We start from the raw sequence: 14,012 nt of genomic DNA, 5'->3' as shown, positions 1-14,012 counted from the left end.
TAGATGACGATCGGGTGGAAAGGGGTCTTCCCCGCGGTGACGACTCAGGTGCGCGAGGACCTTTCGATCGATCTGGCCGATACGCAGCGCGTCGTCGACGATCTCGTCAAGGACGGCGTCACCGGGGTGATCGCGCTGGGTACCGTCGGAGAGAATAACTCGCTCGATTTCGACGAGAAGGTGACGACGCTGAGCGCGATCGTCGAAGCGGTGGCGGGGCGCGTTCCGGTGGTCACCGGCGTGTCGGAATATGACACCCGCCGCGCCGTCCGCTACGCGCAGGCCGCCGAGAAGGCGGGGGCGGACGGGCTGATGCTGCTGCCGCCGATGGTCTATGTTCCCAAGCCGCATGAGCTGGTGAACCATTTCAAGGGCGTCGCCGACCAGACCGGCCTGCCGATCATGCTCTACAACAATCCGCCCGCCTATCGGACGGTGATCGACCAGGCGGTGCTGAGCGCCCTCGTGCCGGTCAAGAACATCGTCGCGGTCAAGGAAAGCGCGCCCGACACGCGGCGTTTCACCGACTTCCGCAATGCCTTCGGCGACCGCTACGTGCTGTTCGCCGGGCTCGACGACGTCGCGCTCGAAGGCTTGTATCTCGGTGCGCAGGGCTGGGTGTCCGGCCTGACCAACGCCTTTCCGCGCGAATCGGTCGAGCTGGTGCGCGCGTTCGAGCGCGGCGATCATGCCAAGGCGATGGAAATCTATCGCTGGTTCATGCCGCTGCTCCACCTCGATGCCGAACATGATCTGGTCCAGTCGATCAAGCTCGCCGAGCAGGTGATGGGCCGCGGGTCGGAGCGCGTGCTGCCGCCGCGTTACGTGCTGGAAGGCGCGCGCCGGGCCGAGGTGATCGCGATGGTCGAACAGGCGGCGGCGACGCGGCCGTCGCTCGACGTCGCCGCGGCGGCCTGAGCCGGAGCGGTGCGCCACACCTTCTTTTGCATCGACGGCCACACCGCGGGCAATCCCGTCCGCCTCGTCGCCGGCGGTGCACCGCTGCTGCGCGGGCAGTCGATGTCGGAGCGGCGCCAGGATTTCCTGGCGCGCTTCGACTGGATCCGCACCGGCCTGTGCTTCGAACCGCGTGGGCACGACATGATGTCGGGCGGCTTCCTCTATCCGCCGACGCTGCCCGACGCCGATATCGGCATCCTGTTCATCGAGACGAGCGGCTGCCTGCCGATGTGCGGTCACGGCACGATCGGCATCGTTACCTTCGGGCTCGAACACGGGCTGATCCAGCCGGCGACGCCGGGGCGACTGCGCGTCGAGGTGCCCGCCGGGGTGATCGACATCGCCTATGAGACGGCGGGCGAGAAGGTGACCGCGGTGCGCATCACCAACGTGCCCTCCTATGTCGCGGCGCAGGGCATCAAGATCGATGTCGAGGGGATCGGGCCGCTGTCGATCGACGTCGCCTATGGCGGCAATTATTATGCGATCGTCGAGCCGCAGGGGGGCTATGCCGGGCTCGATGACCTCGGCGCCGACCGGATCATCGCGCTCAGCCGGCGGGTGCGCGCGGCGGTGCGGGAGGCGTTCGAGCCGGTCCATCCGCTCGATCCGACGATCCGCGGCGTCAGCCACGTGCTGTGGGCGGACGCACCGCGCGGCGCGGGCGCCGACGGGCGCAACGCGGTCTTCTACGGCGACAAGGCGATCGACCGGTCGCCGTGCGGCACCGGCACCTCGGCGCGGCTCGCGCATCTCCATGCCGGCGGCCGGCTCGCCGTCGGGGACCGGTTCGTCCACGAAAGCTATATCGGCAGCCGCTTTACCGGGCGGGTCGAGGCAGAGACGCGGCTCGGCGACGCGCCGGCGATCATCCCGTCGATCGAGGGGTCGGCGATCGCCACCGGCTTCAACACGATCTGGATCGACCGCGCCGACACCTTCTGGGCAGGTTTCCAGGTGACATGATCGCGCTGCCGCCGGCGCCGCGATGAGCATCGTCATCCGCACCCTGTCCGAACGCGTGTTCGAGATCATCCGCGAACGGATCATCACCGGCGAGCTGCCGACCGAGACGCCGCTGCGTCAGGACGCGCTCGCCGCCGAGCTGGGCGTCAGCAAGATCCCGCTGCGCGAGGCGCTCGGCCGGTTGCAGCAGGAAGGGCTGCTGACCAGCCAGGCCAATCGCGGCTATATGGTGCGCGCCCTTTGCGCCGGGCAGGCAGAGGAGATCTACGCGCTGCGCCTCGCGATCGAACCCGCCGCCGCGGCCTATGCCGCGCAGGTCGCCGGACCGCCGGGGCGCGACGCGGCGGTGCAGGCGTTCGAGCGGCTCGATTGCGCCGCGGGCAGCAACCTCGCCGCGGTGGCGATCCGCAACCGCGAGTTCCACGTCGCGCTGGTGCGACCGGGCGACCGGCTGCTTACCACGCAACTGGTCGAGCGGCTGTCGATCCTCGCAGAACGCTATGTCGTCGCGCATCTCGCCCCCGCCGGGCGCGACGCGCGCGCGCATCAGGAGCATCGCGCGCTGCTCGATGCGTTCCTGGCCCGCGACGGCGCGCGGCTCGAAGCCCTGCTCGCCGCGCATATCGGCGCGACGCTCGCCGACCTGCGGGAGCAATTCGGCGCCAGCTAGGCGCCATCATCATAACAGGAGAGGATCGCTCATGCTCGGCCCGCGCAAATCCCTCGACGCCGTCGTCCGCCAGCAGGCGGGGCAGGCGCTCGCCAAGACGCTGTCGTGGCCGCATCTCATCGCACTGGGGGTGGGGGCGATCGTCGGCACCGGCATCTATACGCTGACCGGCATCGGGGCGGAGCGCGCGGGACCCGCGGTGATCCTCGCCTTTGCGATCGCCGGTGCGGTCTGCGCCTGCGCCGCGCTCGCTTATGCCGAGCTGGCGACGATGATCCCCGCGGCGGGCAGCGCCTATACGTTCAGCTATGCCGCGCTCGGCGAGACGGTGGCCTGGGTGGTCGGGTGGAGCCTGATCCTCGAATATTCGCTCGCCTGTTCGACCGTCGCGGTCGGCTGGGCGGGCTATCTGGTCGGCTGGATCGAATCGGCGGGAGTGCACCTTCCCGCGCTCCTCCTCGCCGGGCCGCATGGCGGCGGGCTGATCAACCTGCCCGCGGTGCTGGTCGCGCTCGGCGTGATGGGGCTGCTGCTGCTCGGCACGCGCGAGAGCGCGACGCTCAACATCCTGCTGGTGGTGATCAAGCTGGTCGCGCTGGCGGTGTTCGTCGGCTTCGCGTTGCCCGCGTTCAACGCCGATCACCTCCACCCGTTCATGCCCTATGGCTTCGCCTCGGTGGAGAGCGGCGGCACCAAGCGAGGGGTGATGGCGGCCGCCGCGATCGTCTTCTTCGCCTTCTACGGGTTCGACGCGGTCGCCACCTCCGCCGAGGAGGCGAAGAACCCGGGGCGGGACCTGACGATCGGCATCGTCGGGTCGATGCTCGCGTGCACGCTGATCTATATGGCGGTCGCGGTCGCCGCTGTCGGGGCGCTGCCGTTCACCGCGCTCGCCCATTCGAGCGAGCCGCTGGCGCTGGTGCTGCGCTCGCTCGACCGGCCGTTCGCCGCCCATCTGATCGCGCTCGCCGCGGTGATCGCGCTGCCGTCGGTGATCCTGGTGATGATGTACGGGCAGAGCCGCATCTTCTTCGTCATGGCGCGTGACGGCCTGCTGCCCCGCAGTCTCGCGACGCTCAGCCCGCGGACCGGCGCGCCGGCGCGGATCACGCTGCTGACCGGCGTGTCGATCGCGCTGGTCGCGGGGTTCTTCCGCCTCGACGAGATCGCCGAGCTCGCCAATGCCGGCACCCTGCTCGCCTTCATCGCGGTGGCGGCGTGCATGATGGTGCTGCGGCGGACCGCGCCGGCGCAGCCGCGGCTGTTCCGCTGCCCGGCGCCGTTCGTCGTCGGCAGTCTGGCGGTGCTCGGCTGCGTCTATCTGCTCGTCAGCCTGCCGCAGGCGACGCTGGTCCGCTTCCTCGGCTGGAATGCGATCGGCCTGCTCGTCTATCTCGGCTACGGCCGCCGCCACGGGCTCGCCGCCGCCACCGCTTGACGGCACCGCGCGCGCGATCGCACGTTCGGGTCGGTCTATGACCGATCCTCATCCTTCGGGCGGCCGCCGCCTGCCGCCGCTGCTCGCCGGTCTCGCGCTGATCGCGGTCGGGCTGCTGATCCTGCTGATCGGCGCCTTCGCCACCAGCCGCTATCCCTTCGCCTTCGATCGCGCGATCATCGTCGGCGCGCGCGCCTGGCATGGCCCGGCCTGGCTGCCCAAGGTGGCGGGCGACATCACCGCGCTCGGCGGCGGCGTGGTGCTGACGGTGATCGTCGTGATCGTCGCGGGCTTCCTGCTGATCCAGCGGCTGTGGCTGACCGCGCTCGCCACCGCGCTCGCCAGCCTGACCGGCGGCTGGGTGGTCGATGCGGTCAAGGGCGTGGTGCTGCGCGCGCGCCCCGATCTGGTGCCGCATCTGGTCGATGCGAGCGGCTACAGCTTCCCGAGCGGCCATGCGACGTCGAGCGCGGTGGTCTATCTGACGCTGGCGTCGCTCGCCGGGCAGGTGACGCCGGACCGCGCCGCGCGCCGCTATCTGCTCGCCGTCGCGGTGCTGCTGGTCGGCGCGATCGGGTGCAGCCGCGTCTATCTCGGCGTCCACTGGCCGAGCGACGTGATCGCGGGGTGGAGCTTTGGCACCTTGTGGGCGCTCGGCTGGTGGACCGCGACGGCGAAGGCACGGGTGGCGATCGGCGGCGAGCGGTGACTGTGGCCGGATTGGGGCAACATGGACAAGTTGAACACCTCGATGGAAACGATCCGGGGTGATCGTTTCCGTTTCTTTGGCTTCGACGATGAGACAGAGCGGGTGTTGCGGCCGTGTCGCTACCGGATACCGGCGGGGTAGGACAGGGGGGTGTGGTTCTGGTTTGTTATGCGGGACTTGTGGTGGGGGTGGTCCTATTCGGGGGTGGGATCATTCTGTCTTTGCCGATGCGGCAGGTGGAACGGGTGTTTGGGTTCGCGCGGAGGCGCGGAGGACGCAGAGAGGGTGCGCAGGACGGGTCTTGGGTGCGTAGTCTCGACGCGGTTGTTAGGTCTTTGTCTCAGATGATCACGGCTCCAGCGACGCCGGGAGACAGTCAATTTTCTGAGCCGCAAGCGGTTGTTCTGCTTGGCCACTGGATTCCCGCCTTCGCGGGAATACTGGTGCTTTGGATGGTCGGAGTGACTATTCCGAAGGATCTGTCTTCAAACGTCCGGGGTGGCCAGAACCTTGCCTGCTCACGAACCACCCCGGCGGGGGCCGGGGTCTAGTTGGGTAAAGCTTCGTGATAACTTGCCGGCTTGCCCAACTGAGCCCCGGCCTTCGCCGGGGCGGTGAGGAGGCTTGTGTAAAGGGCTGCCTGTCGGGACGGGCCGCGGCGGACGCAGGCGCGACATCTCCGCGCCTCTGCGTCCTCCGCGCCTCCGCGCGAACCAAACTCCGCGCGAACCAAACTCCGACCGAGCCGATTTGCGCGCGAGCCACTCGCCGCCCGCAACCGCCCCGCGCGCCTTACCCCCGTTCGGCCAGCTTGCGTTCCCAGGCCAATGCGTCCTTGACGATCGTTTCCAGATCGTCGCGCTCGGGCCGCCACGGCAGCGCGGCGAGGATCGCGGCGTTGTCGGCGACGAGCGCGGCGGGGTCGCCGGCGCGGCGGCCTTCGTAGCGGCGCTCGATCGTCATGTTGGTGACGCGGTCGACCGCATCGAGCACCTCGTTGACCGAGAAGCCGCGGTTATAGCCGGCGTTGAGCGTGTGGCTCTTGCTCGGTTCGGCGACGAGCAGTTCGAGCGCCGAGACATGCGCCGCGGCCAGATCGCTGACATGGATATAGTCGCGCACGCCGGTGCCGTCGGGCGTGTCGAAATCGGTGCCGAACACCGACACCGCGGCGCGCTTGCCGGTCGCCGCCTCGACCGCGATCTTGATGAGGTGCGTCGCGCCGACCGTCGACTGGCCGCTACGCCCCTGCGGATCGGCCCCGGCGACGTTGAAATAGCGCAAGGCGCAATAGTTGATCGGATGCGCCGCGGCGACGTCGCGCAGCATCGCCTCGGTCATCAGCTTCGACATGCCATAGGGGTTGATCGGCACGGTCGGGTCGTTCTCCTGCACCGGCACCTTGACCGGCGTGCCATAGGTCGCCGCGGTCGAGGAGAAGATGAAGTGCGGCACACCCTCGACCACCGCGCTTTCGAGCAGGCTGCGCGTCGCGGCGGTGTTGTTGCGATAATATTTGAGCGGGTCGCTGACCGATTCGGGCACCACCACCGATCCGGCGAAGTGCATGATCGCGCGCACCTTATGATCGCGGATCGTGGCGCGGACGACCGCCTCGTCCTCGATCGCCGCGGTGACCAGGGTGGCGCGCGGATCGACCGCCCAGTCGAAGCCGGTGACGAGATTGTCGACGACGACGACCTCATAGCCCGCGTCGAGCAGCGCCAGCACCGCGTGGCTGCCGATATAGCCGGCGCCGCCGGTCACCATCACCTTGCCGTTCAACCCGTTCTGCAACGCCATCGTCTGTCTCCCGTCTTCCGCGCGCCCTACCGCGTTCCTACATCGGCGCAAAGGAGACTGTGATGACAGACTATGTGACGCTGGCCGGCGGCTGCTTCTGGTGTACCGAGGCGGTGTTCAAGGACGTGATCGGCGTCGAGAGCGTCGAGAGCGGCTATATCGGCGGGTCGGTGCCCGATCCGACCTATCGCCAGGTGTGCGGCGGCGACACCGGCCATGCCGAGGCGATCCGCATCGGCTATGATCCGGCGCAATTGCAGCTCGGCGACCTGCTCGACATCTTCTTCGCGACGCACGATCCGACGCAGCTCAACCGTCAGGGCAATGACGTCGGCACGCAATATCGTTCGGCCATGTTCCCGGCGGACGAGACGCAGGAGAGCGAGATGCGTGCCGCGATCGAGCGCGCGCAGGCGGACTCGGCCAAGCCGATCGTCACCACGATCGAGCCGATGTCGACCTGGTATCCGGCGGAGGATTACCACCAGGATTATTGGGAGACCTCGGGCCGGTCGAACCCCTATTGCATGGCGGTGATCCCGCCGAAGTTGCAGAAGCTGCGCAAGAGCTTCGCGGCGCGGGCGAAGGCGGCGGCGTAAATCTCCTCCCCGGGGCGGGGAGGGGGCGCCGCGCAGCGGTGACGGAGGGGGGCTACCGCGTGCGCAGCGCTGGTGGTGAGGCACGGCGTAAATCCTCCCCGGCACGGGGAGGTGGCACCGCGCAGCGGTGACGGAGGGGGGCTTCCACAGGCGCTGCGCTTGCGGCGAGCCACGGCATAAATCCTCCCCGGCACGGGGAGGTGGCACCGCGCAAAGGTGACGGAGGGGGGCTTCCGCGTGCGAAGCGCTTGCGGCGAGCCCCCTCCACCATCGCGCTGCGCGCGACGGTCCCCCTCCCCGTGCCGGGGAGGATTACAGTTTGCGGGCCAAAGCTTTCTTCAATCGGCCGTGCGCGGCAGCCTTGATCTGGCAGACCCTTGCCGCACCGACGCCGAGGACGCGGCCGATCTCTTCGAGATTGAGTTCCTCGACGTAGAACAATTGCACGACCAGCGCCTCGCGCTCGGGCAGCGCGCCGATCGCCGCGATCAGCGTGTCGCGCAGGTCGCTTTCGGCGAGCTGTTCGAAGGCGTCGGGCGTGTCGTCGGCGAACCAGGGCAGATCGTCCGAATAGATGTCGTCGATCGCCTCGAACCGCACCGCCTCGGCGGTGACGTAATCGGCGCGCAGCTTCTCGACCGAGACGCCGAGTTCGCGCGCGACCGCCGCCTCTTCGGGCGGGCGGCCGGTCTGCGCGGTCAGCGTCGCGATCGCGGCATGATATTGCCGCCGCCGCCGCATCGCCCCGCGCGTCGAGGTCGCCTGCCGGCGCAGTTCGTCGATCATCGCGCCGCGCAGGCGGGTCTGGAGATAGGCGCGGAACTGCGCGCCTTGCTCCGCAGCCTGGCCGACCGCCTCGACCAGCGCGACGAGGCCGATCTGCACCAGGTCCTCGACCTCGACGATCGTGCTCATCGAACCGTGGACGTGCCAGGCGATCCGCCGGACCAGCGGCAGATACTGGCGGATCATCGCCTCGGGATCGCCGCCCGGCCGGGTGGCGCGCGAATAGGTGAGCGGCGCCTGCGGCACCATGTCGGCGGGCGCCGGGGTGGCGGCGGTGAACGCCTGCGGCATCGGCTCGGCGCTCATGCCGCGAGCGCCTGATGCTGCTGGCCGATCACCGCGACGACCTCGACGGCCTTCTCCTCGGGCACCTCGAAGAAGGAGAGGACCGGCGTGTCGGGCAGCACCGTCTTGACCAATTTGCGGATGGCGAGGCGGATCGCCGGCTGGACGACCAGCGCGAACGGCTTGGCCTCGGCGATCAGCGGCTGGGCCGCCTCCTGCAGCGCATCGACGATGCGGCGGCCGAGATCGGGCTCGATGACGTGGCGGCGCGAGCTGTCGGCGCGTGCCGCCTGACCGAGCAGCGCTTCGAGCTGGCCGTCGAGCGTCATCACGCGCAGCGGTTCGCGCATGCCGCACAGTTTCTGGATGATCAGCGGGCCGAGTTCGGGGCGGATCAGTTCGATGATCTCTTCGGCGTCGGCGCTGCGCGTGGCGGCAACGGCGATCGCCTGGGCGATGCGACGGAATTCCTTCAACGGAATATTCTCCGCAAGCAGGCCCTTGAGGACCTGGGTGAGGGTGGTGAGCGGCAGCGGATTGGGGGTGAGCGCGGCGACGAGCTGCGCCGCGCGCTCCTTGAGCCCGTCGAGCAGCGACTGGACCTCGTCGGGGCCGAGCAGATCGGTGGCGTTGGCGCCGAGCAGATGGTTGAGGTGCGTCGCCATCACCGTGCCGGCATCGACGACGAGGAAGCCCGCGCCGGTCGCCGCATCGGCATCGCCCGACGGGATCCAGGTGGCGTCGAGCCCGAAGGTCGGGTCCTTCGCCTTCTTGCCGCTGAGCGAGCCATAGGCCTGGCCGGTGTCGAGCGCGAGCATCTCGTCGGGCGACACCTGATCCTCGCCGAGCACGACGCCGTTGATGAGGATGCGATAGGTATAGGGCGCGAGGTTGATGTCGTCGCGCACGCGGCATTGCGGCACGACGAAGCCCAGTTCGCGCGACAGCTGGCGGCGCACGCCGGTGATGCGGCCCATCAGCGGCGCGCCGCGGCGCGGATCGACCAGCGGCACCAGGCCATAGCCGATGTCGAAATTGACCTGCATGCCGTCGGTCACCTCGTCCCAGCCGATCTTGGACGGGTCGGCGGGCTCCTCGGCGACCGCGGGCGCAGCCTCGACCACCGGGCGGCGCTCGATCTGGCGCAGCTTCCAGGCGGCGAAACCGGCGATCCCCGCGGCGGTGAGGATGACGAGATGCGGCATGCCGGGCAGCAGCCCGAGCAGGCCGAGGATCACCGCGACCGGCGTCCAGGTGCGCGGGGACCCGAACTGGCCGCCGATCTGGCCGGCGAGGTCCTTGTCCGACGAGACGCGGGTGACGATCGCGGCGGCGGCGATCGACAGCATCAGCGACGGCAGCTGCGCGACGAGCGCGTCGCCGATCGCGAGCAGGATGTAGCTTTTCGCCGCGGCGGCGATCGTCATGCCGTGGCTTACGGGTCCGAGGATCAGGCCGCCGATGACGTTGGCGGCGAGGATCAGCATCGCCGCGACCGCATCGCCCTTCACGAACTTGGACGAACCGTCCATCGATCCGTAGAAATCGGCCTCGGTCGCGACCTCGACACGACGCTTCTTGGCGTCGTCGGGGGTGATGAGGCCGGCGTTGAGGTCGGCGTCGATCGCCATCTGCTTGCCGGGCAAGGCGTCGAGCGTGAAGCGCGCCGAGACTTCGGAGACGCGGCCAGCGCCCTTGGTAACGACGATCAGGTTGATGATCATCAGGATCGCGAAGACGAAGATGCCGACGACATAGTCGCCGCCGATCAGGAAGGTGCCGAACGCCTCGATGACGTGGCCCGCCGCGCTCTCGCCCTCGTGGCCGTGGACCAGCACGATGCGGGTCGAGGCGACGTTGAGGCCGAGGCGGAACAGCGTCGCGAACAGCAGCACCGTCGGGAAGGACGAGAAGTCGAGCGGCTTCTGCGCGTTGAGCGACACCATCAGCACCGCGAGGCTGATCGCGATATTGGCGACGAAGAAGATGTCGAGCAGGAAGGCCGGGATCGGCACGACCATCACGACGACGAGCAGCAGGATGGCGAGCGGCAGCGCCGCGCCGCGGCCGGAGGCGAGCAGCTTGTTCACCTCAGCGGCCCCCCATCTGCGCGAGCATCATATAGGCGAGCCGGGCATTGGCCGGGGACGGGCGCAGCAGCGCATTGGCGCTGGTCGGCGCGGTATTGAGCCGACCCATCGCCTGCGTCGCCCAGGCGAGCGCATCCTCCGCGCTCTCGTTGCCGCCGGTGACGACGGTCGAGCCGTTGAGGTCGAGCGACTGGGCGGCGAAGGCGAGGTTGGCGGCGCGCGTCTCGGTGACGCTGTCGCTGCCTGCGCCGAGCTTGTCGGCGAACCGCTGGTAGATCGCCTCGAGCGAGCGCGGCTGGCCGTTGCCGGCGTAGAAGATCGAGCGGTTGGCGCCCGCCGCCTGCGGGAACAAGGATGCCGCCGACGCATCGGGGTTGCTCTGCATCGCCGACAGGAATTTCTTGGCGCCGCCGAGCCCGAGGAAATGCGCCATATAAAGGTCGGTGCCGTTGGCGCTGCGGCCGAGCGTGCCTTCGAGCTCGCCCTTGTTGTCGGAGGCGTGTTCGGCCGCCATCAGCGAGGCGGCGGTGGGATCGTTGCGCAGCGCGAGGATCGCCGAGCGGGTGGCGGGATCGCTGACGGTGAAATGGCCGTGCGACTGGCCGATGCTGTCGGCGGCCCAGGCCATGCCATGTTCGGCGCCGTGCTTCTTGACGACCGCGAGCCAGCTCTGTTCGACGAACTGGTACAGGCCCGACGCCGACGAGGTGCCGGCGCGGGCGTTGGCGTTCAGCCCGGATTCGATCTTGGCCTGGCCGAGCAGATAATCGAAGTCGACGCCCGTCTTGCTGCTCGCAAGCGCGATCGCGGACTGGATCCGGCCGGAGCTAATCGGATTGACGGTCATTACGAAGAAAGCACACCCCTGTTGTCAGAGGGTCTCCAGCAACAACCGTGCCAACTATGACATAAAGCGTCCGGCGCTCGCGCAGAGTCGGTTTGGACATTGGCGGAAGAGCCAATGTCAGGCGGTGCCGGCCCGCTCCCCCACCCGGCCTCCCACAGAGTATCCTTGATGGGAGGCCGGGTGGGGGAGCGGGCCGGCACCGCCGAAATGCGCTTTCAGCACATTTCCAAACATAATGTCAGGCGCAGGCCGAGACGAACGTCGGGCGGTAGCCGTGGCCGGCATCGCCGGTCAGAATTTGCAGGCGGCGGCGAACATTTGCCGCCATCAGGTTGACGTAGATCCGGCACGTCTCGTTGAGGCGGTTGGCCTCGTCGGCAAGCGCGCGCACGTCGTCGCCGGCCGGGCCGGTGCCGAGCGCGGCGACCTGTTCGATGCCGGCGAGCTTGGACTGGGTCGCGCGTTCGAGCGCATGGACGTCGTTGGACTTGAGCGCGTCGATCTCGGCATGGAGCGAGTCGATCACCTGGATGAGGGCATCACGCCGCGTCATGGCCATTCCAGTTCAGCCGGAGTGCGAGAAGCCGGTCGGCGATCGTCGCCGGCAGGATGGGGAAGGAGCCGTTCTGGATCGCCTTCTTGATCTCGTCGATGCGATCGCTGTCGACCGGCGGTTCCGCCGCGAGCGTGCGGGCGAGGTTGCTGAGCTGCGTCGCGTTGCTGGCCGCGGGCGCCTGTTGCGCCGCCTGCTGCACCGCCGGCTGCACCACCGGCGTCGCGGCCGGCGCGGCGACGCGCGAGACGCTTCCACTTCCGTTCAGCGGCGTCGTGCCGATCGAGTCCACCATGTCCGCACCTATCTGTGTTGCCTGACATGGGTGTAAACGACCGGTAGGGCCCCGCCTTTAGAAAAAAGAATCCCGGCGCGGCGGGCGTGCCTATTCGCCCCAGCCGGGCAACGTGGCGCGGCCGCCTTCGAGCGCGATCGCCTGTACCGGCGCCTTGGCGTCGTCGACCTTGACGAGGAAGCGGCCGCCCGGCGGGGCGTCGCCCATCGCAATGCCTTCGCGGCTGATCGAGAAGCCGGACGATCCCGCCTCGATCACCACCGGGTCGCCGCGGCGGATCACCGGTTCGGCCTTGGCGGCGACCGGCGCGCGCGCGGTGGCGGTGGCGGGAGCGGCGGCCGGGCCGGCGGGACGGATGACGGGGACGAAGATGCGCCAGTCGGGCCCCGAACAGGACACGACCACCGCGTCATGCGCCTCGGTCCGCCAGGCGAGCGCGACGGTGGGGCAGAGCGCGAGGCGCAGCCGGCTGTCGATCGCGGTGCGCGCGCCGCCCTCCGCGCCGATCGGCCGGCTGGTGAAGGCGGCGACCGCACGGTCGAGTCCGCCGGTATCCTGAAAGGCGAGTGCGCCGCCCATCGGCGCTGCGGCAAGGAGAAGAGCGAGGATCATCGGTGCTGGTCCATGGATTGCGGCTCGCCGACGAAGGCGAGCGTGAGGATCGCGGCGCGGCGGCCGGGGCGGGGATTGGTGGCGATGGCGATGCGGCGGCTGACCGGGGCGAGCGCCGCGGCAAGGCTGCGCGCGCGGTCGGCGGCGAGCAGCGCGGCGCTGCCGGTGGCGGGGTCGACATCCGCGGCGCTGCCGTCGGTCGACCCGGTGACGGTGAGCGCGACGCGCGGATCGCGCACCGCGTCGCGCGCCCAGGCGATGGCGGCGGCGGGGTCGGTCAGTGCCGCGCTGCCGGTCGCGAAGGCGACGCCGGTCGCCATCATCGCCAATGGCGCGGGCGCTGGCGTGCCGCCGAAGCTTTCGCGCAGCGCATCGGTGATCGCGCGCGGCTTCTCGCTCGCCTGCAACAGGACGAAGAAGCCGACCAGCAGCAGGGCGAGGTCGGCGAGCGTCACCAGCCACAGCGGCCTGGCGGGCGGCGTATCGGGATAGAGCGCGTGGGTCATGCGACGCTCTGCAACGGCGAGCGCGGGGTTTCGCGCAGCGCGAGCGCGAGCAGCGGCGCGTCGATGCGCGCGCGCTCGAACGCCTCGATCCGGCCGGCGGCGCGCAGCCGCTGGCAGATCGGGATCAGCACCAGATTGGCGAGCAGCGCCCCGTAAAGCGTGGCGAGCAGGGCGATCGCCATCGCGCCGCCGATCGCCTTGGGATCGGTCATGTTGGCGAACATGCCGGCGAGGCCGATCAGCGTCCCGACCATGCCCATCGCCGGCGCCGCCTCCGCCGCCGCCGACCAGACGTCGGCATGCGCGACGTGCCGCGCGACGCGGGCGCCGCGGCGATGGTGGAGCAGCGCCTCGACCTCGCGGACGCCGGCGCCGTCGACGATCGCGGCGACCGCGGCGGCGACATCGGGGTCGGCGATCACCGAGCGATCGAGCGCGACGATGCCGTGGCGCTTGGCGATGCGCGCCTGTGCGGCGATCTGGTCGAGCAGCGCATCGGCGCTGAACCGCCGGCGGCCGAGCACCCGCAGCGCGGACACCGCGCCCGACGCGTCGCGCAGCGGCGCGCGCAGGATCGCGGCCAGCGCGGTGCCGCCGCCGACGATGGCGAGCGCGATCGGATCGAAGAATTGGGCGATCATCATGCGCGTGACGTTGCAAGGGGCGGGCCAAATTGCCCGGGATGGGGCGTTCGCCAATGGGGCGGGGTTGCGGAGTCCGGCAGTATTCTCGCGCGGGCGGGCGTCCATTGGTCAAGCGGATCAACCGCTTGCGGCAGAGAATTACTGGGCTCCCGCCGTCACGGGAGCACTGTGGCGGGAGCATTGCGACGGATGCCCAGTGCGCGACGGCATCGTGTTCCTGCGAACGCGGGAACCCAGGGTCAGGCAGAG

The 14,012-nt window shown here is 69.5% G+C and carries 15 protein-coding genes; 6 read left to right on the top strand and 9 right to left on the bottom strand.

All coding sequences use genetic code 11. The features are described from left to right. The first annotated feature begins 3 nt into the window (after nt 1-3). Genes PBN85_RS15595 through PBN85_RS15575 form a run of 5 tightly spaced genes read left to right on the top strand, consistent with a single transcriptional unit; the run spans nt 4 to nt 4,743 of the window. The gene (locus PBN85_RS15595) at nt 4-918 is read left to right on the top strand and encodes a dihydrodipicolinate synthase family protein (protein WP_037535515.1); all 915 of its coding nucleotides are present in this window, start codon (nt 4-6) and stop codon (nt 916-918) included. 9 nt (nt 919-927) lie between these two features. Further along, entirely contained in the window at nt 928-1,926 is a 999-nt protein-coding gene (locus PBN85_RS15590; protein ID WP_271299554.1) for a 4-hydroxyproline epimerase, read from the top strand. A gap of 22 nt (nt 1,927-1,948) precedes the next feature. Beyond that, complete coding sequence (locus tag PBN85_RS15585; RefSeq protein ID WP_037535511.1) at nt 1,949-2,596, top strand: GntR family transcriptional regulator; 648 nt, start codon at nt 1,949-1,951, stop codon at nt 2,594-2,596. A gap of 31 nt (nt 2,597-2,627) precedes the next feature. Beyond that, a complete protein-coding gene (locus PBN85_RS15580) occupies nt 2,628-4,034 on the top strand; it encodes an amino acid permease (RefSeq protein ID WP_271299553.1) in 1,407 nt (468 codons plus the stop codon). Nucleotides 4,035-4,071: 37 nt separating this feature from the next. Beyond that, the gene (locus PBN85_RS15575) at nt 4,072-4,743 is read left to right on the top strand and encodes a phosphatase PAP2 family protein (RefSeq protein ID WP_051583545.1); all 672 of its coding nucleotides are present in this window, start codon (nt 4,072-4,074) and stop codon (nt 4,741-4,743) included. Nucleotides 4,744-5,535: 792 nt separating this feature from the next. On the opposite strand, the gene galE is transcribed toward PBN85_RS15575, so the two are convergent. Then, entirely contained in the window at nt 5,536-6,546 is a 1,011-nt protein-coding gene (gene galE, locus PBN85_RS15570) for a UDP-glucose 4-epimerase GalE (RefSeq protein WP_271299552.1), read from the bottom strand. 62 nt (nt 6,547-6,608) lie between these two features. Between galE and msrA the strand changes: the two genes are divergently transcribed. Then, on the top strand, nt 6,609-7,145 hold the full coding sequence (msrA, locus tag PBN85_RS15565) for a peptide-methionine (S)-S-oxide reductase MsrA (protein WP_037535506.1): 537 nt from the start codon (nt 6,609-6,611) through the stop codon (nt 7,143-7,145). A 312-nt stretch (nt 7,146-7,457) separates the two neighbouring features. Here the strand turns inward: msrA and PBN85_RS15560 are convergent, their stop codons facing one another. The 8 genes from PBN85_RS15560 to PBN85_RS15525 all read right to left on the bottom strand — a co-directional run bounded on the left by PBN85_RS15560 (nt 7,458) and on the right by PBN85_RS15525 (nt 13,760). Beyond that, nucleotides 7,458-8,237 (bottom strand): sigma-70 family RNA polymerase sigma factor, encoded by a 780-nt coding sequence (locus tag PBN85_RS15560; RefSeq protein ID WP_037531895.1) that lies wholly within the window; start codon nt 8,235-8,237, stop codon nt 7,458-7,460. Next, entirely contained in the window at nt 8,234-10,306 is a 2,073-nt protein-coding gene (gene flhA, locus PBN85_RS15555) for a flagellar biosynthesis protein FlhA (protein WP_037531897.1), read from the bottom strand. Before flhA ends, PBN85_RS15560 begins: the two co-directional genes overlap by 4 nt. A 1-nt stretch (nt 10,307) precedes the next feature. Next, complete coding sequence (locus PBN85_RS15550; RefSeq protein ID WP_037531899.1) at nt 10,308-11,153, bottom strand: flagellar protein FlgJ; 846 nt, start codon at nt 11,151-11,153, stop codon at nt 10,308-10,310. Between the two features lie 238 nt (nt 11,154-11,391). Then, entirely contained in the window at nt 11,392-11,706 is a 315-nt protein-coding gene (locus PBN85_RS15545; RefSeq protein WP_152542114.1) for a flagellar protein FlgN, read from the bottom strand. Next, nucleotides 11,693-12,001, bottom strand: a complete 309-nt coding sequence (flgM, locus tag PBN85_RS15540) for a flagellar biosynthesis anti-sigma factor FlgM (RefSeq protein ID WP_037531903.1) — start codon at nt 11,999-12,001, stop codon at nt 11,693-11,695. The genes PBN85_RS15545 and flgM overlap by 14 nt, the downstream gene beginning before the upstream one ends. A 90-nt stretch (nt 12,002-12,091) precedes the next feature. Then, complete coding sequence (locus PBN85_RS15535) at nt 12,092-12,613, bottom strand: flagella basal body P-ring formation protein FlgA (RefSeq protein ID WP_271299551.1); 522 nt, start codon at nt 12,611-12,613, stop codon at nt 12,092-12,094. Next, nucleotides 12,610-13,119, bottom strand: a complete 510-nt coding sequence (locus PBN85_RS15530; RefSeq protein WP_271299550.1) for a hypothetical protein — start codon at nt 13,117-13,119, stop codon at nt 12,610-12,612. Before PBN85_RS15530 ends, PBN85_RS15535 begins: the two co-directional genes overlap by 4 nt. Then, nucleotides 13,116-13,760 carry a MotA/TolQ/ExbB proton channel family protein gene (locus PBN85_RS15525; protein WP_081792909.1) on the bottom strand — a complete coding sequence of 215 codons (645 nt, stop codon included), beginning with the start codon at nt 13,758-13,760 and terminating at the stop codon, nt 13,116-13,118. The genes PBN85_RS15530 and PBN85_RS15525 overlap by 4 nt, the downstream gene beginning before the upstream one ends. Nucleotides 13,761-14,012 lie beyond the last annotated feature (252 nt).

Origin of the sequence: Sphingomonas sp. CV7422 (genome assembly GCF_027945725.1) — a bacterium.
Lineage (GTDB): Bacteria > Pseudomonadota > Alphaproteobacteria > Sphingomonadales > Sphingomonadaceae > Sphingomonas > Sphingomonas kyungheensis.
The sequence above is the reverse complement of the archived record's forward strand: the minus strand, read 5'-3'. Positions and strand labels throughout refer to the sequence as shown.